Origin of the sequence: Viridibacillus soli, from assembly GCF_016612995.1 — a bacterium.
In the GTDB taxonomy this organism is placed as follows: domain Bacteria; phylum Bacillota; class Bacilli; order Bacillales_A; family Planococcaceae; genus Viridibacillus; species Viridibacillus soli.
Window position 1 is genome coordinate 123,975 of sequence record NZ_JAEOAH010000015.1, and the last position, 21,122, is coordinate 145,096.

Sequence of the window (21,122 nt, forward strand, 5' to 3'; positions counted from 1 at the left end):
CCTTTATAAGCATTTCCACTCTTCGATAATTATAATAAAACCTTAGAATCATTATAATGACTCTAAGGTTTTATTGTTCTTTCACCGTTTACGAGAGTTCTTAACCTCAGAAACTTGCTCCCTCATTGCAGCGTATTTATTGTCACCTATTAATATCATAATTTGCAACATTGTAAAAGGTAAATAAACACGCTTTCGGTAAGCTAAATATTTTGGTTGCCATATATTTGCGTACTTCTCCTTGAAACGTTGCACATCTTGGAAGTTATAATACTCTTGACCATCAAATATAATTTGTGCAGCGATTTTCTCTGTTAACGTCGCATAGTGGGATACACCAATATGAGAAAGAGGTGTCATTCCTACATTTAAACGTTTAAATTCTTCGCTCTTTGCCCAAGTAAACACATTGAGTAATAAATAATCCAAAATACCGCTTGGTAGATTTGTCTTTTTCGAGCGCATAAGGTCAATAGAAATGGTCTGCTCCGCATCATATAAAGGAATAACATTTGAGAAAGCAACAATTTGTGCATCACCATTTTTCACAACAGCAAGCGGTGCAAATTGTAAATAATCTTCACTAAAATAGCCGAGTGAGAAGCCCTTTTCCTTTCGATTATCTAGCCATTCATCTGATAACTTCCACAATTCTGAAAGTAAATCCTCTTGGAATGGAGGTTGCAATAGCTCAAAGGAATATCCATCCTGCTGTAAGCTATCTTTCAACTTGTCAATTTCCAACGTATCTTCTTTAGAATATGCAAGAGACTCTAAATCTATAAATCCCTCTTCTCCTAATTTAAAGAAACTGTAGCCATAGCCATGTAAATAAGGCACAAACTGATCACTCACTTCATAAAAGACGGGTGTATAACCATAGTAATCAGCATGTGATACAAACTCTTCTATGGCTACCCCGAAATCTTCCTTTTTACCAACTAAATCTCCAAGAACAACAAGCTTATCGGCACTTTCCTGATATGGGAAAAGTACTGTTTTTTTCTTATTCCAGAAAATATATTTGTCATGAAGGAAAATAAGATGTGATAACTCTTTACCACCATATTTATTGAGATGTAAGAAAATTTCCTTTTCATGATGGATCGAAGAAATTTTCTTGAATTGCGTAACCTTTCTTAGCCATACTTCTATAAATACAACAATTGTTACAACGACTAAGCCGATAAAGGCACTCCAGAAGAGGTCACCTGAATCCGTAATAAAAAATGGTCGCATGCTTTCTGGGATTGGGTATTTCGCAGTAGGAATCGCCCAAATACCAATTACAACGTATAATGCTGTAATGACTAAAATAATACATACATTGACGAGTGAGCGCCCCCACGTAACAATATAGCTTTCACGATAAAATCGATCTCGCGATACAAATAACAGACCTGCTACAAAAATCATAAATAACGCCTGTTTATATTGAATGCCTTTTAATATAAATAATGCTGCCGCAAACAATAAAACAAATAGCGTAATGCGATATGAACGTCGATCTTTATAAGAAATACCATTTGATAACGCCAGCAATATAAAGCCGGTCGCTACAGCTACCTGATGGGACACATTGACAATTGGTAACGATAATATTTCCTTCGCATACTTAATTCGTTCAATGGCCCCAGGAGCCGCAGAAGACACCAAAAGCACTAGCCCTGATAAAAAGACAAGAACAGTCGCTGTTACATGACTGGCACGTTCTAAAATAATATTCGGAATACTATTAAAGCCGGCATTTAATTTACCCCATAACTCATGTAGGAACAAAGCAAGCCCTGCTAAAAAGGGAATAATATAATATCCGACGCGGTAAAATAACAGCATCAATAGCACTGACTCCTCTGGTACATTTAAACTTTGCGTTCCCCATAAGAACACCAAATCAAAAGACCCAAGACCACCAGGAATCATACTTACAATACCAGCACATGAAGCAACAATGAAAATCGGAATTAAACTTTCAAAACTGATCGGCACTTCTAGCATATAACTGATTAAAAAAATAAATGCAATTGCACCTAACCATTCTAAAACTGATACACCTAATAATCCCACTTCGCCTAGTACATGGCGGGGTGTTGTCGTTTTCTTGGCTAATTGCACAATTGCCTTGATAATTAAAAAGGGAACATATAAACCAATAATTGTTACAGCAATAACTAAAATTTTGCGTTCACTAAATAGCGGTAAATCCCAATAAAAGATAGGTAATACCCAAGCAAATAGTGAAAGACCTGCTAAATAAAATAATGTTACTGAAGCAATTGTCTTAAAAAAAGTGCTACTGTCTACATCTTTTTTCTTAAAATAATGCGTACGTAATAGCACACCGATTAAACCACCAAAACCAATAAGATTAGAGAAAGAGTTAATAATTAAAGACTCTTTCATCAAACGTTTTAACGGTCTTTTAAGCTTCAATTTTTTCACAATAAAATAATCATAGAAAAACATTGGGAAAACGAGCACTAGAGGAACAGCTGCCATTAATACTAAAGTACGAACATCCAAATTCCCCAGCTCTCGAACAATTTCTTGTCCATTAACATTCCCAAGAATCTTACCTATTTCGTGAATAGCGAAAAGCATTAGTAATACTGGAAGAATGATTTTCAGCCATTGAAAAATTTTCGATTTGTTTAGTTTCATCCGCAACCACCCATTTACGTCAAGTTCATATACTACTACTATACAACTGTGACGCAAAAAATGCTGAGATCGTTGCATAAAATTCTTAATTTTTTCATAAATCGACTATTTCTTTATAATTCCACATGCAATTCGCTTACCAGAATTACCTGATGGATCTGTTTTATAATCATCTGCAGACTCATGGATAATAAAAGCGGTGCCATCCTTATCTATGATCGAGTTACTTTCACCCGGTCGTAATGTAAAAGCCTTTGTCGAGAATTCTAAATCTACTGTGCCATCTTTATCCACTTGTAAATTCGGTAAATCACCTAAATGATAGCCTTTTGAATTCAGATAACCATGTTGCTTATGCGTAGGGTTAAAATGTGCACCTGCCGTTTCAAATGTCGGTTTATCACATTTCCCTACTGCATGGATATGGATTGCCCTCTCACCAGGTTCTAACCCTTGTAAAGCAAGACTAATTTGTACACCATCTGCTGTTTCAGTTAGTACAGCTTCACCGATAGACTTGCCCTCACTATTAATAAATGCTGCATGTGCATTTTCCGCTGGATCTGCTGTTACCTGTTGATAAGCTTGCTTGTTATTCGAACACGCACCAAGTAATAATGTCATACTTATTAGCAACCACGTTGATTTTTGTACTCGCACTGAAAACCACTCCTTTTTTGACAGCATGTGCTAAATACCGATAATTATGTATCATTCAAGGAATATCATCTCACTATTTAACATAACTTTAAAAAAAGCATCAATAGTGCCACTAAATATAACTAAAAAATACCCATCATGACGAAATAATTCGACATAATGGGTATTTTTTTAATATAGTACAGAGCTAGAGTTCTCCGCACATTTCTTTTTAGTCTAAAACTTTAATGGTAACGTTACGAACGCCCCATTGAGAAACTTTGTTGTTATCTGGGATAAATACATCGATACGGTTACCTTTAATAGCACCACCTGTATCAGAAGCAATTGCCTCACCATAACCTTCAACCCATACTTTTGAACCTAATGGGATAACAGAAGGATCAACAGCGATTACTTTCGCACCTGGATTTGAACGTAAATCGTACCCAGTGGCCGTTACACCTGAACAGCCTGAACAATAGGCTGTGTATGCTGTTGCACGTACAGTCATCGTTTTACCTGCTTGTTGAGATGTTGCTGTAGCCGCTTGAGTAGATGTTGCTGGCGTTTGTTTTGTATGTGTAGCTGGTGTTTGTTGAACTTGTGTAATATCGGAAGTTGCTGTAGCCGATAATGCAAGTTTATCGTCTGCGAAGATTAAATCACTGGATAACTTATTCCAAGTCATTAAGTTCTCTACCGTAACCTCCTTTTCTTCAGCGATTTTAGTAAGCGTATCGCCTTTTTCAATTGTATATGTGTCATCTGATTTTTTATCAGCTCTGTCGGCTTTATCAGATTTAGATTCTAATTCTAGTTGTTGCGCTGGGAAGATTAAAGAAGAATCTAGATTGTTTGACTCTAGCAAGTCGTCAACTGAAATGTTGTTGGCTTGTGCAATAGACCAAAGTGTATCCCCTTTTTCTACTGTATGGTCCGCAGCTGATGCTTGCGCAGTCATCGCTGCAGATCCGATTATCAAAACACCTGCTAGTGCAATCAATTGTTTTCTCATCGTTTAAAAACGACCTCCTTTTCACTAACACGGATAACTCTACCACCCACACATGTCATGGATATTGCTGAATGATGTAGGGGGGGTAACAATCCTGTTACAAGAGTTGTCAATATTCTGTCATTTTATGCATTATTTTTTAAACTTTTTTAAAAAAAGTGAATGAAAACGTTGGCATGACTACCATCATCAACATTGGTGCATAATTCCAAAAAAAGATCTCCTAAAAAGCGATTTTTGGCAAAGCCTAACGAATTTTTGCTATTTTTTTATGATTTTTATGTAAAACAGAGGAAAATTACAAAATCCGGAGTGAAAAAGAGTGATTTTGGGGCTTAAATATTACAAAAAAATATGCTTTTTTTAGTTAAAAAGCATATTTTAAGGTTTAAATTCCATTTTTAATTTGTCGTCAAAAGCTAATTAATGCTCCACGCCTGAAATTTCATCTTTCAATTGGGCATAAGCTTTATGCAAATTGGATTGATACGCACTTTTATTATCGTTTTCCAAACTACTTGATTGTTTTAGTTCTTGATCCAACTTTGTATAAATATCTCCTATTGAACGTGTTTCAGTTAACACGTAATTTTCCATTAAGTTTTGTTTAAATGAAGCGATAAAATAAGCTTTTGTACCGAATTCCATTTTCCTCATCCTTTCTATCTCCTGTAGCTAAGAACAAAAGCGCAAAGCGGCCGTTTACATCCGAGAGCGCTCGGAGCTGAATTTAGCGGGTATCCTGGACTAATGTTATCCACGATGTAAGATTTTATAATTTACTTAACAACAAAAAACACCTTCCTTTGTGATGTAAGGAAGGTGTCGATTATTTTAAATCAACATGGTGTCGCACAAAAACAAATAGCCGCTAATGGATTAAGATAGGCATTCTCTCTTTTTTTCAACGCAAAGAAACTGCATCGCAAAATAAAAAGAAAAAACGTTTATTTTTCTCCATTGCTTCATTTTTTCGTACGGTGACCATAAAAAGCCACGCTAAGCACCTCCTATCCTCGTAGGTTGTATGGTGTGTACTAAAATAGGCAGGTCTCCTGGCTCATGTTCATCATTCTTTTCCCCTTCCCATTATATTTTCCTTCTATATAACAGTGGTTTTGAAAAAGAACTCCCATTTACAGTTGCGGGACAGCGCCGGTCTTACACCGGACTTCCCTTTTAAGCTCTTTTTAATATCAAAAAGAGCACCTATTTCTACACAATATTCAGTTGTCCATTAACTATAACATACTATCAGTGAAGGATTGTCTTGATCTTCACTAGGACTTAGGTGCTTTAGCGCGCTTTGTACTATTAAGAAGTAAGCTCTTTTTGCATCGCCTTTAACTCAGCTAATGTATAAAGTTCTAATAAGTCCTGCTTGTTTAGCTCTGGTAATAATAAATGTATGTCGCGTAACAATACTTTGCGCTTCTTAAACTTGTCTTTATCTTCTTTTTGCTCTACTGACTCTTCTAACACATTCAAAAGCAATTCATCAGCGGAAACTTGCAACACACCACTTAGCTTTACAATCCAGCTTGCAGATGGAACACTTTCTCCCATCTCCCAACTTTTAATACGGCTTGCGGATGTGCCAATCTTCCTTCCTAAGGATAACATCGAATAATCATTTAACTCTCTAAGTTCTTTCAACTTCATTCCAAAAGCTTGTGAATTAAACATTTTATTTCACTCCTTTATATGCGATGTTTTATGCAAATCTTGAGTTTCTTCTTATTATAAAAATCCGTTCAATATATATTCAACTGCAAATTATTATTTGATAAAACTGGCTGGCATAACCGCAGCTACAACTTCACCATTAGCTACATGCTCATCCCCAGCATATAGTCGTACATGCACTTTGAATTTCTTCGGATGGATTTCTTCAACTTTGCCAACAGCTTTCAGCTGCACCCCTTGTGGCGTCGGTTTTAAGTAATCCACATGCAATGATGCTGTGACAAATCTTGGCGGCTCATTCCCATCACCTGGCTCATGACCATTTTTTCGATGGAGTGCTAACGCGGCTGATCCAGTACCATGACAGTCAACTAGCGAAGCTAAAAAACCTCCATATACGAATCCAGGTAAAGCTGTATATTTATCGCCCGATTCATAATAGGTAACCGTTTCTTCACCTTCCCAAACAGTGCGAATATGATGACCATCAGCATTCAACCTTCCACACCCATAGCACCATGCGAAATCATCTGGATACTCATCTTGAATAGCTACCTTTTCTTCTTTATTCATACTCACTCATCCCCTTTGTTACATAATAATCCTGCTTCTATACAATTCGACAACCGCTGTATTAAACCTTTTCTTTTTAACAACTTTTCTGCTTTAAAGAGAAAATTTTTATCTCTACTATAAAAAAGGTAATTTTCAATAAACATATTTTATTACACTAATGAAAAAAGCCATCTCATCTAAACGATGAAATGACCTTTCTAGTCTATTATACTTCCATAATAATACCAAAAATTATGATTAAGTTAATTCGCCGCTCTTCTTCATAAACTACTTTACGATAGTTAGGACTGCAACAGCCCATTATACATAGTCCTTATTATATCCCGAAACATCTTCATCTAATAATACCGTATTCTCATTCCGCTGTTCCACAGCAGCAACGAAGGAGATTGAAATAATTTCCAACGTATAACTGTCGCACCGATATATGCGATATTCATTGATAATCTAAAGTCAATTTGTGCATTTTAAATATATGTCACTGTCGTCATCGTCATAAATATACCTGGAATAAGCGAAATCCAGTAATTTTTCTTCGTTAAGAATAAATACATCGTCGCAACCCATAATGCAATCACCGCTGTCGATTGGTTTGCCCATGAGAAGTAGCGCCAAAGAATGTATGGCACTTGCTAAAATTGATGCTGTCCCACATGGAATTGCTGTAAATCCCCCTAGTGTTAAGCGGCGCACACCGGCAATAATACCAACCTTATCCCCCCCAAGCAAACCTGCGATTACAACACCAATAACACGTGAATTTGCTATAGCCTCATCAGCTGAGAGTTCTGAAGCCCAGCGGTCAAACTGCTGTGTTTCAATACTTAAAGTCATACCTGAATACGTCCCAATAACGCCAAAGAAACCAAAAAACAAAATGGACATCCATTGCTGACGATTACTAAATTTTTTCTGTACAATCAGTCCACGTAAAAACTTCAAGCGGGTCAAAATAAAGGCAATCATTACGATAATGCCTAACCTCTCTAACATGGTTATGAATAATTCAAACATTCAATTTCTTCTTTGTTTGTACGACTATAGTTATATTCAATTTTAGCTAAAAATTGTCCCATGAACATAAATTTTCTGATTTCATCGAAATTCTAGGGGGAGCATAAGAAAAATGGTAGACGCCTTTTTTCTGCGACGAGCCTTTCGCTGGAGCTGGACTGTTATCGGAGTAACAAACTTTATACTTTCTTACCTTATAAAAAAGCCAGCTCCCTTTTAAGAAGTTGGCTATCTAGAACATTTAATTAAAAAATTTATTAGAAAACAACCGCCTAATGTTATAGCGGAACTATATTAACATCTACTTCTAGACAAAATCTACACATTTCAATGCTTACTTTTTCTATCCATGAGTTTTAACCATTTTCTTTGTCTCCAACTACAAAAGAAATAACCAATGAAAGAAATAACCATCAATCCAACTGAAACTTTTGATAGTATAGGATACTGAAAATATATGCCCAAGGAAATTCCCACGAATCCTAATACACTTATAATAAACATCTGCTTTTTTTGGTTTTCATAAATAGAAAAGTAAAATTCCCTTTGTTGCAGTGTTTCTTTCTGTACTAATAATCGCTGGGGAGTCTCTAGTAAATCTTGAATGGAGTGAAATACTTGAAAAATAGGAAGGGCATTTATCCATTTCAAAAAAAATTTCCATTTACTTGAGTTACTTTGATTCAACCAGTCCATAAATACGGGTTTTACTATTTCTAAAATTTCTTTATTTGGGCTAATTGTAAGTAACATCCCTTCAATTGTCACAAAGGAGCGCCCCAAAAAGATAAATCGTGTAGGTACTTGAATTGGAAGTAATTTTACCATGTCATTCATTTCTTTTTTTACTGCTAATAGATCCATTTCTTTCAACTGATTTAGATCCATTGTTAAAACTTCTTTAAGAAGGTTTTGAATGGTTTTGAGATTAGCTTCTGGAAGTAAGAACCCCAGGTCCCCTAATATTTCTGCTGCTTGTGCATAGTTTTTCAACAAGATTGCTTGCATTAGATTTTGAAAGTTTATAGCATCCTTTTTTGAAATTTCACCTACCATCCCAAAATCAAGAAGAACAATCGTTCCATCTGATTTCACCAGTACATTCCCTGCATGAGGATCTGCATGAAACACTCCTGCTTCTAACCATTGCGGAAGAAAGATTCTCATTAAACGCTGAGATAATTCCTCTCTATCTACCAGGGATTTATCTAAAAAATCTACATCTGTTATTCTAACACCGTCTATCCATTCCATTACCAATACTTTTTGGGTACTAATATCCGGATAAACTTTTGGTATATTCAGCTTAGAATAAGATTCAAAACGTTGTTGAAAATGTTGAATTGTTTCTAACTCTTTTTGGAAATCTAATTCTCTTTCGATTACATATTTTAGTTCTTTGAATAACATATTAAAGTTGAGAAATCCTTTCGGGATTGGAGCAAAGTGTTGAGCAAACCAAATTATAATTGCCAATGAACGAAAATCTGTGCGCATAATCGAAGGAATCGATGGACGTTGCACTTTAATTGCTACTTCCGTTCCATCTTTTAATTTGCCGCGATAAACTTCTCCTATAGATGCCGAAGCAACAGCTTTCGATTCAACCGATAGAAGTACATTTTCAATTGATCCTCCCCATTCTCTTTCCATTACACTCTTTATTTCTTCCCAAGGAGAAGGTGGTACCTGATCCACAAGATCTTGAATTTGATCGATAAAACCACTTGGAATCAAATCTTTACGAATGCTTAAAAATTGACCTACTTTAATTAATAATCCTTCTAATTCAAAGAGTAGCTGGCGAAATTGTTGCCCAAGCTTATCCCATAACCTTTCCCACTCCGTATCTGATTTTTTTCGGATACGAAACCAGTACACTTGAACGAACATTGCAAATGCGAAGGACAGTATCTTCCACATACGAAATCGACTTTTTCCTTGTTTCATTAAAATACCTCCATTCGAGTTCCTTCCTCAGGTATGTAGTATCTCGGTTCGTTTTACAGCATCCCACTTGCCCTCTTATTAATTTATCAGGTGAGTTTATTAGGTAAATATTAGGTTGTTATTTACCATTGAAATTGTTTTTTTGTTCAATATTAACGTATGTTACTACACATTTTTTAGTTGATTGTAGCGGAGGGTGCTTGCCCGCGGAAATCAACCTACCTCTTTAATGGTAATGGTTAAAATTAGTTAATCAATACACCTGTTCATTTGTATAGTCAGCGATCCATCAAATGAAGATATCATTCTTCCTTTATTATATACAATAAGTATTTTTTTACCATATAAGATACAATAAGAAAAATGGAAAGCGCCTCTCTAGCTCAACACTGACGCTGGAAAAATCGTTGCGAAAGTTGGCTTCGCCTGAGGATCTAAAGCTTAGGTGCAAGCTGGACAAATACGAAATGCAGTTGACGCCGCCCTGCTATGACAACGCCCTTATGCGGTGAGCCTTGCGAAGAAGTAGCTAGCGTCAGGAGCTAACTGAGTAAAAAAGTTTATACTTTCTTACCTTGTAAAAAAAGCTGTCTATTCACCAAATTTGATGAATAGACAGCTTTTCTATTGTCATTACCATAAAGTCGGCTTCGCAACCATAAACCATAGCATAATAAGTAACAGTAAAATATAAATCCAAACAGACTTCACTAGTTTATTGATAAATAGCTGCTGATTGAATTCGGGTGTGTTAAATGTACGAATTGTCGGCTTGAATGCGCTCGCCAAAAAGAAGATTGAGCTAATCATCACCGCAAATGTCATAACAATCCATGATGTCATCAAATTCCAACCACCAAGCCACATGGCAAGCAACCCAGAAGTGACAAGTACATGTCCGGCATGCTTCACAATACGAATGGCCATCGAAAATGTCGCCACATAGGCCTCCAATGCATGATGATTTTGTGTATTACGCATCTTTTTCAACATCGGCAGCAACACAAAAAACGGTCCAATAGACAAAATGGCACTAATTACATGTATAAAAACGATTATTGAATAAGTCATTTGATTAAGTCCTTTAAACGGTATTTTTTTATCTTCCTTCAATATTCACGATAATTGAAATAGGAATAGAGTGCAATGTACGTTTTATGAACAAAAGAATGTAAGTATGTCCAAGTTAGAAAAATAGAACAATATAAATGATTTCTTTCCATAATAATATCCACTTGCAATATTATTAACCTAATGTAAAGACCTTGTTAAGATAAAGCGAATTAGTCGGATTTTGGAATTTTCTATAGTACAATGTAAATGTAGGTGAAATCTTCGCATAAAAGATTGCACTTTGACATATACTTATTTTAGAGGAGAGGATTTTTATAGGTATTCATAAGTTTTTCACTAGCTTAAACGACTTAGAGCGAATTATTCGCTGTCCCGGACGCTTCAAATTTGAGGAGCACAATGTTGCGGCTCACTCTTGGAAAGTATCACAATACGCCATGTTCTTCGGTACTTTAGAGGAATTGAACGGCGCAAAAATCGACTGGAAATCATTGTACGAAAAAACGATAAACCACGATTTCGCAGAGGTTTTCATCGGTGACATCAAAACGCCAGTCAAACACGCATCGCCTGAACTTAAACAAATGTTAGCACATGTCGAAGATAAAATGATGGAAAAATTCATCGTCAATGAAATACCAGAAGAATTTCAAGCTATATTTTTCGACCGTATGAAGGAAGGTAAGGACGCCACAACAGAAGGACGCTTACTTGAATTCGCCGACAAATTAGACCAATTTTACGAAGCATTTGCAGAGCTAAAACGGGGTAATACCGATTTAGAGTTCGTATATATGTATCAAACAGCACTCGAAAAACTGCTGCGTATTCCACTTCCAACAAGCGTCGCATACTTTAAAGACACCATGCTAGCTGACGTCATCTCAGAAGAAACGCAAGTCGATGTCTCATCGTTAACATATGAAATAATCGATAAAGCCTGAGCCTTGGAAATAAAAAGGCGAAGAGCTTTTTTATTTTGCCCTAATTACACTCATAAAAAAACTGCAAACCCCAAGAATCTTTAGGAATTCACAGCCTGCTTATTACTTTGTTTCTATTTATAAAATGCTTCAGGAATTGCTCCAATATTACGACGATGATAAAGCAGTGGTTCCTTCTCTGCATTTTCAATATTGATAACACGCCCTATTAAAACAGTATGATCGCCTGCATTTACTTGCTCCGCTGTTTCGCACTCTAGTATAGACAAGGTATCTTCTAAAACAGGTAATCCTTGTATAGATTCTCGCCAATCGCATTGACTAAAACGATCCTCATTTTTACTTGCAAATAGATTACATAAATCTTGTTGATCACTTGCTAAAATATTTACCGCGAATTTTTTTGTTTTGATAAATTCATTATATGATTTTGATTTTTTATCAATTGACCATAAAATAAGTAGGGGATCCAGAGATACCGATGCAAATGAATTTACCGTCAATCCAAGGGGGTTATGGTCCTCATTAAAAGTTGTCACAACTGTCACTCCTGTAGGATAGTTACCTAAAGCTTTCCGAAAGGCCTGTTGTTGCTCAGACATATTATTCACTCCTATTTTTCATTTCCTCTTTTATTAAGACTCATCTATCATATGTTCATTTTTACTATCGGTTTCAATTAAGCGTATGACGTATAGTATTATGATCATACAATTATTTAACAATAACAATACGTTGATCGAGTGGTTGAATTTCTTTTTCCTTCGGTGCCACAATTGGCTTTCCAAACGGTAGTTGAGCAATTAGCTTCCACCCATTTTGAATTCCCCATTTCTGCCTTATATCAGCTGCAAACGTTGGAATATAATGCTGCAAGTTAGCTCCAAACCCTTCATATTCTAAAGAGGTCCATATTAAGTATTGCAGTATGCCTGATGCTTGATGTGACCATTCAGTAAACTGTTCATTATATGCTGGGAACTTCTCCTGCATTGTTTGCACTACCTCATAATCTTCAAAAAACAGCACTGTCCCATAGCCATCCGCAAATGCTTTAAATCGTACGTCTGTTTTTGCAATACGATTTTCTGCTAACCCTGCTTTCACCGACTCAAATGCAATTTGCCAAAATTCTGCATTGCTATTCCCTAGCAGTACAACAACTCGACCTGTTTGAGAGTTAAAAGCCGTTGGAGTATTTGCCACAGCTAACTGAATAATCTCCTCAATACGTTCGTTTGAAATAACGATTTCATCTGTAATGCCATATATTGACCGTCTCTCTTCTACTGCTGTATAGAAATTGCGTGTCACTTTGAGTGCCTCCTACTCTGTTATATCAAATCTGTAACATTTAACTAAAGTATTAAATTTATAAAACTCTTTGGATGGATCTCTTTGAAACCCTAGCCATTCATACAATCTAATTGCATCTGACATTTTGTCCGTCGTATGCAAATAAAGAGATTTAGCCCCTTTTTGTTTAGCATACTTTATACTTACTTTTAACAATTCCTTTGCCACCCCTTTCCCTCTAGCAGAAGGGTGCACCGCCAGTAACCGTACAATAGGCGTATTGATTTCTAACTCTGGCCGATCATAGGCTTCTTTTGAAGAGGAAAAAATTTGTAATGTCCCTAGAATATTATCATTGCTTTTCGCTATTAAAATGCGATCAAGATTAGGATTATCTACTGAAGATCTAATCTCCTCAATATACGTATTCCAAACTTCCGTATTTTCATAACTATCTTTAAATTGTTCATAACTTTCCACTAAAACTTCTCGTGTAGCATCTTTTTCATGTTCTAATAAAACATCTATTGTAATAATACTTCCCACTGTTCATGACCCCTCTCTAGGTACATCTATATTGCACTATTAGTATAGGCTTTTGCCTTTTTCTCTACGACGTAAGACACCGCTTCAATAATTGCTGTAATAATCCAGTATAAAAGACCTGCTGCTATGAAAGCTTCTAAAAATTTTAGATTTTTGGAAGCGATTATATTAGCAGCACCTGTAATCTCCTTTTGAGAAACAAGAAAAGCAATCGATGTAGTATGTAAAAAGCCAATTATTAAGTTTGTAAAATTAGGAATAGACTGAGCTAATGCTTGCGGTAAAATAATCCTTTTCACTACTTGAAATGTATTCATGCCAATTGCATAAGCCGCTTCTGTTTGACCCTTGGATACACTAGATATACCTGAGCGAATTATCTCAGATAAATAGGATCCAGCTGTTAACGACAAAGCGATTATGACAAACAAGACAATAGGTATAGAATTTGATTGTATTCGTAAATGAAAGTAATCAATAAGGATATCCAGTAATAGCGGGATACCAAAATAAATTAACATAATATGCATAATTGCAGGAGTACCTCTAAAAAAAGAAACATAACCATTAGCTATTCGACTTAAAAACTTCAAATTATATGCTCTAATCATTGCAACAGATAAACCAATAAAAAATCCAATAATAACGGGTACAAATGTAAGTGTTAAAGTTAATGGGGCCGCTTTTAAAAGTTCCTTGAATGCAATCCAAATAAAAGGAAAGTCAATTGTCATACTACTCTACAACCCTTCTCAAATAGTAGCTGTTTCATTTGGTTGATAACGATTTAAATATCTCTCGGAGATTTTAAATACTTTTTCTAAAATTACTACAACAATGTAATAAACAATAGCCAAGGAAATATATACTTCCAAAGCATGCGCAGTAGAAGCAATTAACGTCTCACCTCTCCCCATCATATCCATTACACCAATTGTAAAAGCTAGAGAAGTATCTTTTAAAGAACCAATTATAGAATTTGAAATATTAGGAAATGCAATTCTAATTGATTGTGGGAAAATAATTCTGGAAAAACTTTGAAAACGCGTCATACCTATTGAATAAGCTGCTTCCGTTTGACCATAATCGATAGCTGAAATGGCACCACGAAATATCTCTGCAAAAATGGCTCCATTGCTTAGTGAATAAGTAATAATAACGAAGTAGAGTGCATCCATTCTTGTAATATCTATGTTCCACAACATTAATATTGCTGGTAACCCATAGTAGACAAGGAATAACTGAATGAGTATAGGTGTACCTCTAATAAATGAAATGTATAAAGTAATCATTTGTTTTAAAACAGGAATATGGAACAATTTTGGTATAGCAGCAACTATACCAATTAAAGTTCCAAGCATTGTAGAATAAACTAAAATTTCTAGAGTAATTCCCAAGTATTTTATTAACGTTGGGATAAATTCAATAATTAATACCGGATCAAATACTTTCCCCATCCACTCTCTTCCTTCCAAAATATCATTTAAAATTCAACTGAATAGTCTGCCCCTAGCCATCTTTTGCTTAATTTGCTTACAATGCCCTCTTTTTTCAACTCTAGAAGGGCCTCATCAACTCTATCTGATAGTGTTGTTTCGTCCTTATTGAGCAAGAAAAAAACTTTAGAATTAAGTAGCGTATCTCCAACTACTTTTTGTTGCGCATCTGCTTGTTCATTATAAAATTTTGCTGCGAATGGTGTTGAAATAATAGCATCAATACGTCTAGTTTTAAGTTGATTGATAATATCAGTTGTGTTCGTTCCGTAATTAATATGAGCTCCTAAATTATGCTTTTTATTGTATTCTTCAATAAATACAGATGAATTACTTGTTGGTGTAACACTAATATTTTTTCCTGCTAAGTCATCAATCGATTTAATATTATTATTATCTTGATGAATAGTCACCTTTAATGGAAAAACATTATAAGGTTCTTTGTTAAATAGGAATTTCTCTTCTCTTTCTTTATTCACTTCCATTTGATGCGCGATAAGATCGATTTTTTTTGTTTCTAAACTTAATAATAAATTTGAAAATTCCATCGTCTTAAATTCAAATTCATATTCCGGCAGCTTTTCATCTATCGCTTTCACGATTTCGATATCGTACCCCGTCAGCTCACCTTTTTCATTTATAAAACAGATATTTGGAAACTGAGTACCCGTACCAACAATGATTTTTTGAATCTTTTTTGAACTTCCTTTTTGATTATCCACTGACTCTGCTTTTGATGAGCAGGCACTCAATAAAACTATTACAGATATCAGTCCCCATAGCCATACTTTCCTCATAATTTATACCTCCCTAACAATTCTTTTTATCATTATTGGTTTACTTGGTTTTTATTCGCAACTAAAAACTCATCTAGTGCTAGTTGTAAATGTTCTATTCCTACTTCCGTTACTCCACGATACACATTCCCTTGACCAAGCTCCACAACAGGTACGTGACGTACACCGTATTTTGCATCTAAAATATCTCGTAAATGATCGTTATTTGTAATATCTACTATTTTATAAGTTAATTCTTGTTCAGCTAAATATTTTTTTACATCATGGCAATAGCTACAGCCTTCCTTTGACCAAACGATAATTGAGACATTTTGTGACATGTTATAAACCCCCAAAATAAACTATTTTTTTATTTATACTCTATTAAATTGAGACTTCTCTACGTACAATTGTTGCTAAAGATTTGGGACTTAATAATTCAAATGATTTTAAGCGCTCATCACTTTTAGGTATAGGTGTATGTAAAATGAATTCATCAACACTGTATAGTTTATGCAGTTGATCCAGCGTACCTTTCACTTCAGTAGCTGTGCCAGCAATTATATTCGCTGCATACTCCTTCACTTCATATTTCTCACCTGACTCTTGCCCGAACTTTTCTGCTGCCTCAAGCGAATTTAATGTCAATGTACGGCCACTTGCTAAATGTACTTTAATAATCTTTTGACACTCAGCTAATTTTCTAGCCTCTTGTGATATTGTTGCTGCGATTGTTGCTACAGCTACAATGAATTTTCCATTCGTACTATTTTCACGATAGACTTTTGCCGCCTCAGCAATAATGGTGTCATCACTATTAATAAAACGTGCAAAAACGAAAATAACTCCTAATTCTGCAGCCAATTTCGCACTATTTGGACTAGCGCCTAATAAATATAATTCCTGCTTTTCAGGTGGTATTGGCGTTGCTTGAATCCCTGCTAATGGGTGTGTTGTAGGAACCTTGTTATTCAATATTTGCTGTAAGAAAATTAGACGCTCCTCAAAATCTCCGCCAGTATTAACGGTTCCATATTGTAAAGCTTTAGTCGATAAAGGTAACCCTCCTGGTGCCTTGCCAATTCCTAAATCTACACGTCCCGGTTCTAAAGTAGACAACACCTGAAAGTTTTCGGCTACTTTATATGGGCTATAATGCTGAAGCATAACACCACCAGAGCCAATTCGAATTTTCTTAGTTTTAGCTAACAAATAGGATACCAACACTTCAGGTGATGAGCCAGCGACATCTACTGAATTATGATGTTCAGATACCCAAAACCGCTCATATCCCCACTTCTCAGCTTGCTGTGCTAATTTTACTGTCTGTTGCAAAACGTCGTGGTTCGACAATCCTTCAATTATTGGACTTTGATCTAAAATCCCAATCTTGTAACTCATCGTTTTAGTCCTCCTCTTTTCACCCTAAATCGAATAGTCCAATTCAGGGGTCATTCTCTTCAAGAACTGCCTTGTACGTTCCTCTTTCTGCTCTACAAAAATATCCTTTGGTGTTCCCTCTTCAACTACAACACCATTATCCATAAAAATAATCTTGTCAGATATTTCCCTTGCAAAATTCATTTCATGGGTGACTATAATCATCGTTTTTCCATCTTTAGCGATCTTAGCTATTACATCTAATACCTCGCCTACTAACTCAGGGTCTAAAGCAGATGTAGGTTCATCAAATAGAATAACATCTGGGTTCAAAGCAAGTGCTCTAGCAATTCCGACACGTTGTTGTTGTCCCCCTGATAATTGACTTGGATAGGAATCTATTTTATTTTTTAGACCTACTTTTTGTAGAACCTCTAATGCAATTTCCTTCGCTTCTTTGACGTCTCTTTTTTGTACAACAATTAGACCTTCCATCACATTTTGCAAAGCTGTTTTATGTTGAAATAAGTTATAACTTTGAAAGACCATTGCAGTTTTTTTTCGTAAATTATTTATTTCTTTTTTATTTACCTTACCTGTATTTATAGAAATATCGTCAATTGTGATAGTGCCTCCATCTGGACTTTCTAAATAGTTTATACATCTTAAAAGTGTCGTTTTTCCAGATCCGCTTGGTCCTAAAATTGAAACAATCTCCCCCTGATCTACCTTGATATTAATTCCTTTTAGCACTTTATTATGTCCAAAATTTTTACGCAACTCTTTTATCTCAATCATCTAATACCTCCATTCAACACACTTCTCCCTTAATAAACATTATTATTCACATTGAATAACTAGGTATTAACCTTAAAAAAATTTAAACAGTTTGTTTTGTGTATCGGCTTTGTTTGAATGGCAATCCTAGATTCCCTCTCAAAGTATCAGTTTCATAGTCTTCACGATAAATGCCACGCTGTTGTAAAATAGGTACGACTTTATCTACAAAATCATCCAAGGCTTCTGGGAATGTGGCCGCAATAATAAAGCCATCTGCTCCGTGCTCCTCAAACCATAACTGTACTAAATCCGCAATTTTCTCAGGTGTACCGATAAATTGTGTGCGAGGAGTTGCTTCTCGTAAAGCAATTTGGCGCAATGTTAAGTTTTGCTCCTTTGCCTCTTTTTTAATACGGTCTGTATGACTGCGGAAGCTATTTGCACCTATATCCCCTAGCTCTGGAAATACTTCATCTAGTGGATATTGCAAAAAATCATGATGATCAAAGTAGCGCCCTAAGTAAGCAAGTGCCCGCTCAATTGAAACCAAATTGGATAATTCTTTATATTTCCTTTCTGCTTCAGCTTCTGTATCACCGATAATTGGAGAAATACCTGGCAAAATAACCACTTCTTCTGGATTACGTCCGAATGCTATAGCTTGATCTTTTACGTCCTGATAAAATTCTTGTGCTCCCCGTAATGTTTTAGACATTGTAAAAATAGCGTCAGCACCTTTAGCTGCTAGGCGTTTCCCTGCTTCTGAAGAGCCTGCTTGGAAAATAACTGGCTGCCCTTGCTTCGTACGACCGATATTCAGCGGTCCCTGTACAGAGAAGAATTCTCCTTGATGATCCAGTTGATGTAATTTAGATGAGTCAAAAAATACGTCATTCTCCTTATTTCCTACAAATGCATCATCATCCCAGGAATCCCAAAGACCTGTTGCGACTTCTAAATACTCTTCAGCAATTCGATAACGTTTTGCATGGTCTGGGTGTTCATCGACGGTTTTATTGTAATTTAACGCTGTATTTTCTAATGGCGTTGTCACAACGTTCCAACCTGCCCGACCATTACTAATATGATCAAGTGACGCAAATTGACGGGCAATGGTGAACGGCTCACTATAAGAAGTAGATACGGTACCAACAAGACCTATATTTGAAGTAACTGCTGCTAATGCAGACAAGATAGTCAAAGGTTCAAAACGGTTCAAAAAATGCGGAATTGATTTTTCATTAATGTATAGACCATCTGCTATAAATACTAAATCAAATTTGCCTGCTTCTGCCTTCTGTGCCTGTTGCGTATAAAAATCTAAATTTACACTCGCGTTCGTCAATACTTTTGGATGACGCCAGCCTGAAATATTTCCACCAACACCATGAATAATTGCACCAAATTTAATTTTTCGTTTTTCACCCATACTAATACCCCCCATTTTCAATTCCGTATAATTTTAAACTCGAGTTAACTTATATGAATTATACGTTTTCTGATTGTGGATAATACTAACATTTTTCTCATAGAGCTGACAAGGGGAATGATGATAGGAAAAATTAATAATTGATTGAAAATTTCTATCAATCCGTTTTTCATTCTAGAAATGCATGGATAGAGCGGTTTATATCCTTACGAAGCATTTCCACCGCTTCACTTTGAAAATACGTTAAATAGACATGTTGATTAATCAGCAATAAATGAGAAGTATCTATTTCTACTAATTCGCCTCTTGCAAGCTCTTCCTTCATACATAAATAAGGTAAAAATCCAATACCATGCTTATTTTTTATGAGTGATTTTGCTACTTCTAAATGATCTACTTTAAATTCAATACGCGGCTCTACCTGCTCTACCTCAAATAATTTATAGACCAAATTCCAATCAAAAGCACCACACTCAAAAAACACCATTGGTTCCTCTGCAAGCACCGTTGCCGTTATCTGTTGTACATCCAATAAAGGATGTCCCGGACTAACTATTAGCCGCACAGAATTATCAAGCACGCTGTCTTGCTGAATACCTTCACTTGTTAACTGCTTCATAAAGGCCATATCAATTTGCTTATTCAGTAACTTTTCTAATAACACATCATTTGTAGCGGAAACAAATTTAAAGCGTAGCTCGGGATTATGCGTTTTCCAGAAAGATAAAGCAAATGGGATAAAGTATTGAGATGTAATAATATTTGCTCCAATTACAATTTCATCTTGGCTCTCCCGATGCTTCATTTGCTGTTTTCCATCATTAAACGTTTGAATTATTTGCTGTGCATATGGAATAAAATCCTTCCCCTGCTGAGTTAGTATTACGCCTCTTCCTTGCCTTACAAATAATTCTGTATTCAATTCACGTTCCAATGTTTTAATCCGTGCTGTGACCGTGGGCTGTGATAAAAATAAGGCCCTCGATGCTTTATGAAAACTCTTTAAATGCACGACATACATAAAGGCTTCTAAATGATCAATATTCATCTATTTACCTCCCCTTATTATTCCATTTTTCAGTCTTTAGTTTACTTGATAATGAAAGCAATTACTATGTAATCATCATCCTTGCAGTTCCATAAACTTTGCAGTATTATATGTATACAGGCTGCATTGTTCGTAATCATATTAAGTTTTAACCTTTAAGCTGTAAAAGGGAGTTTTAATTGAGGAAGGATTGGCATGCCGCATTCCATTGTTAATGCGGACAAACATGAAAACCTCTGCGAACACCCACTTTGAGGAGTGGTGGTTTAAAACTTTCAATATTAAAAAATTACGGCATACGCGGCTTCTTAAATTGTTGATACTAAAGGGCTTATATAGCATCTCAACCATAAAAGGTTGGGGTGTTTTTTTGATTTTTTAGAGGTTGTCGCAAATCTATAATTTCAATAATAAAACGACTTGTGTCTTTTATGATAAGTAAGTATAAACTATTCGATACAATAGCCCCTATTACACTAACCTAAAAGAATAATATATCAATTTCCCCCATATCTTCCACCCACCTTATTAAAACTGCTTGTTTCTTGAGTAAAACTTATACAAGTACAATTCCAAAATTTTAATTATCACATCTATCAAATAGTCAGTCGAAATGCAGTAAAGATCAAACACACCTTTTAAAAATTCTTTCTATATTCTATTCACCCCTGAGAGTGTAAAATATTTTGTGTAAATGAATAAAACGACAAAAAAGAAAGACCTTTTCTTCGTAGAATAAGTCACCACAACCAATCCTAGAAAAGAGGTCTTCCCTATGCATCAGTTTATTACAGAATTAGTCGATACTC

The 21,122-nt window shown here is 35.6% G+C and carries 20 protein-coding genes, 1 other RNA gene, 2 pseudogenes and 1 riboswitch; of the genes and pseudogenes, 2 read left to right on the forward strand and 21 right to left on the reverse strand.

Features of this window, described 5'->3' with window-relative positions; all coding sequences use genetic code 11:
- Positions 1 to 81 precede the first annotated feature (81 nt).
- The 10 genes and pseudogenes from mprF to JFL43_RS12010 form a co-directional block, all read right to left on the reverse strand.
- The gene (gene mprF, locus JFL43_RS11970; RefSeq protein WP_157812869.1) at positions 82 to 2,661 is read right to left on the reverse strand and encodes a bifunctional lysylphosphatidylglycerol flippase/synthetase MprF; all 2,580 of its coding nucleotides are present in this window, start codon (positions 2,659 to 2,661) and stop codon (positions 82 to 84) included.
- Positions 2,662 to 2,766: 105 nt separating this feature from the next.
- Positions 2,767 to 3,321, reverse strand: coding sequence for a superoxide dismutase family protein (locus JFL43_RS11975; RefSeq protein ID WP_325166673.1), 555 nt, complete (start codon positions 3,319 to 3,321; stop codon positions 2,767 to 2,769).
- A 211-nt stretch (positions 3,322 to 3,532) separates the two neighbouring features.
- Positions 3,533 to 4,318: a 3D domain-containing protein gene (locus JFL43_RS11980; RefSeq protein ID WP_200749222.1), complete on the reverse strand. Its 786-nt coding sequence runs from the start codon at positions 4,316 to 4,318 to the stop codon at positions 3,533 to 3,535.
- Positions 4,319 to 4,741: 423 nt separating this feature from the next.
- Positions 4,742 to 4,975, reverse strand: coding sequence for a hypothetical protein (locus JFL43_RS11985; RefSeq protein WP_200749223.1), 234 nt, complete (start codon positions 4,973 to 4,975; stop codon positions 4,742 to 4,744).
- Positions 4,976 to 5,346: 371 nt separating this feature from the next.
- A riboswitch (cobalamin riboswitch) is annotated at positions 5,347 to 5,546 on the reverse strand.
- 86 nt (positions 5,547 to 5,632) lie between these two features.
- The gene (locus tag JFL43_RS11990) at positions 5,633 to 6,004 is read right to left on the reverse strand and encodes a helix-turn-helix domain-containing protein (protein WP_100795016.1); all 372 of its coding nucleotides are present in this window, start codon (positions 6,002 to 6,004) and stop codon (positions 5,633 to 5,635) included.
- Positions 6,005 to 6,097: 93 nt separating this feature from the next.
- Complete coding sequence (locus JFL43_RS11995; protein ID WP_100795017.1) at positions 6,098 to 6,577, reverse strand: PaaI family thioesterase; 480 nt, start codon at positions 6,575 to 6,577, stop codon at positions 6,098 to 6,100.
- A 303-nt stretch (positions 6,578 to 6,880) separates the two neighbouring features.
- Positions 6,881 to 7,200, reverse strand: a pseudogene (locus JFL43_RS23510) (carbon starvation CstA family protein); the annotation flags it as partial.
- Between the two features lies 1 nt (position 7,201).
- A pseudogene (locus JFL43_RS12000) lies at positions 7,202 to 7,594 on the reverse strand (LytS/YhcK type 5TM receptor domain-containing protein); the annotation flags it as partial.
- Between the two features lie 327 nt (positions 7,595 to 7,921).
- A complete protein-coding gene (locus JFL43_RS12005; RefSeq protein ID WP_200749225.1) occupies positions 7,922 to 9,544 on the reverse strand; it encodes an ABC1 kinase family protein in 1,623 nt (540 codons plus the stop codon).
- A gap of 633 nt (positions 9,545 to 10,177) precedes the next feature.
- Positions 10,178 to 10,615: a hypothetical protein gene (locus JFL43_RS12010; protein ID WP_200749226.1), complete on the reverse strand. Its 438-nt coding sequence runs from the start codon at positions 10,613 to 10,615 to the stop codon at positions 10,178 to 10,180.
- Between the two features lie 317 nt (positions 10,616 to 10,932).
- Here JFL43_RS12010 and JFL43_RS12015 point away from each other — a divergent pair, with 317 nt between their 5' ends.
- Positions 10,933 to 11,562 (forward strand): YfbR-like 5'-deoxynucleotidase, encoded by a 630-nt coding sequence (locus JFL43_RS12015; protein ID WP_100795022.1) that lies wholly within the window; start codon positions 10,933 to 10,935, stop codon positions 11,560 to 11,562.
- 113 nt (positions 11,563 to 11,675) lie between these two features.
- Here JFL43_RS12015 and JFL43_RS12020 read toward each other — a convergent pair whose 3' ends face one another.
- The 11 genes from JFL43_RS12020 to JFL43_RS12070 form a co-directional block, all read right to left on the reverse strand.
- The gene (locus JFL43_RS12020; RefSeq protein ID WP_200749227.1) at positions 11,676 to 12,164 is read right to left on the reverse strand and encodes a flavin reductase family protein; all 489 of its coding nucleotides are present in this window, start codon (positions 12,162 to 12,164) and stop codon (positions 11,676 to 11,678) included.
- A gap of 112 nt (positions 12,165 to 12,276) precedes the next feature.
- The gene (locus JFL43_RS12025; RefSeq protein WP_200749228.1) at positions 12,277 to 12,876 is read right to left on the reverse strand and encodes a nitroreductase family protein; all 600 of its coding nucleotides are present in this window, start codon (positions 12,874 to 12,876) and stop codon (positions 12,277 to 12,279) included.
- A gap of 12 nt (positions 12,877 to 12,888) precedes the next feature.
- Positions 12,889 to 13,404 carry a GNAT family N-acetyltransferase gene (locus JFL43_RS12030; RefSeq protein WP_325166674.1) on the reverse strand — a complete coding sequence of 172 codons (516 nt, stop codon included), beginning with the start codon at positions 13,402 to 13,404 and terminating at the stop codon, positions 12,889 to 12,891.
- 26 nt (positions 13,405 to 13,430) lie between these two features.
- Positions 13,431 to 14,138, reverse strand: a complete 708-nt coding sequence (locus tag JFL43_RS12035; RefSeq protein WP_100795025.1) for an amino acid ABC transporter permease — start codon at positions 14,136 to 14,138, stop codon at positions 13,431 to 13,433.
- 18 nt (positions 14,139 to 14,156) lie between these two features.
- Entirely contained in the window at positions 14,157 to 14,861 is a 705-nt protein-coding gene (locus JFL43_RS12040; protein ID WP_100795026.1) for an amino acid ABC transporter permease, read from the reverse strand.
- 26 nt (positions 14,862 to 14,887) lie between these two features.
- Positions 14,888 to 15,697 (reverse strand): transporter substrate-binding domain-containing protein, encoded by an 810-nt coding sequence (locus tag JFL43_RS12045; RefSeq protein WP_200749229.1) that lies wholly within the window; start codon positions 15,695 to 15,697, stop codon positions 14,888 to 14,890.
- A 32-nt stretch (positions 15,698 to 15,729) separates the two neighbouring features.
- On the reverse strand, positions 15,730 to 16,017 hold the full coding sequence (locus JFL43_RS12050) for a glutaredoxin family protein (protein WP_200749230.1): 288 nt from the start codon (positions 16,015 to 16,017) through the stop codon (positions 15,730 to 15,732).
- A 43-nt stretch (positions 16,018 to 16,060) separates the two neighbouring features.
- Positions 16,061 to 17,077 carry an LLM class flavin-dependent oxidoreductase gene (locus tag JFL43_RS12055; protein WP_200749231.1) on the reverse strand — a complete coding sequence of 339 codons (1,017 nt, stop codon included), beginning with the start codon at positions 17,075 to 17,077 and terminating at the stop codon, positions 16,061 to 16,063.
- A 24-nt stretch (positions 17,078 to 17,101) separates the two neighbouring features.
- On the reverse strand, positions 17,102 to 17,854 hold the full coding sequence (locus JFL43_RS12060) for an amino acid ABC transporter ATP-binding protein (RefSeq protein ID WP_200749232.1): 753 nt from the start codon (positions 17,852 to 17,854) through the stop codon (positions 17,102 to 17,104).
- An 82-nt stretch (positions 17,855 to 17,936) separates the two neighbouring features.
- Entirely contained in the window at positions 17,937 to 19,265 is a 1,329-nt protein-coding gene (locus tag JFL43_RS12065) for an LLM class flavin-dependent oxidoreductase (RefSeq protein WP_200749233.1), read from the reverse strand.
- Positions 19,266 to 19,434: 169 nt separating this feature from the next.
- Positions 19,435 to 20,313: a LysR family transcriptional regulator gene (locus tag JFL43_RS12070; RefSeq protein WP_200749234.1), complete on the reverse strand. Its 879-nt coding sequence runs from the start codon at positions 20,311 to 20,313 to the stop codon at positions 19,435 to 19,437.
- A 115-nt stretch (positions 20,314 to 20,428) separates the two neighbouring features.
- Here JFL43_RS12070 and ssrS point away from each other — a divergent pair.
- Positions 20,429 to 20,624, forward strand: a non-coding RNA gene (ssrS, locus tag JFL43_RS12075) — 6S RNA.
- The last annotated feature ends 498 nt before the right edge of the window (positions 20,625 to 21,122 follow it).

Bases quoted from the DNA above. Each gene is read 5' to 3' on its own strand.
- mprF (WP_157812869.1), bottom strand. From the start codon at position 2,661: ATGAAACTAAACAAATCGAAAATTTTTCAATGGCTGAAAATCATTCTT.
- JFL43_RS11980 (WP_200749222.1), bottom strand. From the start codon at position 4,318: ATGAGAAAACAATTGATTGCACTAGCAGGTGTTTTGATAATCGGATCT.
- JFL43_RS11985 (WP_200749223.1), bottom strand. From the start codon at position 4,975: ATGAGGAAAATGGAATTCGGTACAAAAGCTTATTTTATCGCTTCATTT.
- JFL43_RS11990 (WP_100795016.1), bottom strand. From the start codon at position 6,004: ATGTTTAATTCACAAGCTTTTGGAATGAAGTTGAAAGAACTTAGAGAG.
- JFL43_RS11995 (WP_100795017.1), bottom strand. From the start codon at position 6,577: ATGAATAAAGAAGAAAAGGTAGCTATTCAAGATGAGTATCCAGATGAT.
- JFL43_RS12005 (WP_200749225.1), bottom strand. From the start codon at position 9,544: ATGAAACAAGGAAAAAGTCGATTTCGTATGTGGAAGATACTGTCCTTC.
- JFL43_RS12010 (WP_200749226.1), bottom strand. From the start codon at position 10,615: ATGACTTATTCAATAATCGTTTTTATACATGTAATTAGTGCCATTTTG.
- JFL43_RS12020 (WP_200749227.1), bottom strand. From the start codon at position 12,164: ATGTCTGAGCAACAACAGGCCTTTCGGAAAGCTTTAGGTAACTATCCT.
- JFL43_RS12035 (WP_100795025.1), bottom strand. From the start codon at position 14,138: ATGACAATTGACTTTCCTTTTATTTGGATTGCATTCAAGGAACTTTTA.
- JFL43_RS12040 (WP_100795026.1), bottom strand. From the start codon at position 14,861: ATGGGGAAAGTATTTGATCCGGTATTAATTATTGAATTTATCCCAACG.
- JFL43_RS12045 (WP_200749229.1), bottom strand. From the start codon at position 15,697: ATGAGGAAAGTATGGCTATGGGGACTGATATCTGTAATAGTTTTATTG.
- JFL43_RS12050 (WP_200749230.1), bottom strand. From the start codon at position 16,017: ATGTCACAAAATGTCTCAATTATCGTTTGGTCAAAGGAAGGCTGTAGC.
- JFL43_RS12055 (WP_200749231.1), bottom strand. From the start codon at position 17,077: ATGAGTTACAAGATTGGGATTTTAGATCAAAGTCCAATAATTGAAGGA.
- JFL43_RS12060 (WP_200749232.1), bottom strand. From the start codon at position 17,854: ATGATTGAGATAAAAGAGTTGCGTAAAAATTTTGGACATAATAAAGTG.
- JFL43_RS12065 (WP_200749233.1), bottom strand. From the start codon at position 19,265: ATGGGTGAAAAACGAAAAATTAAATTTGGTGCAATTATTCATGGTGTT.
- JFL43_RS12070 (WP_200749234.1), bottom strand. From the start codon at position 20,313: ATGAATATTGATCATTTAGAAGCCTTTATGTATGTCGTGCATTTAAAG.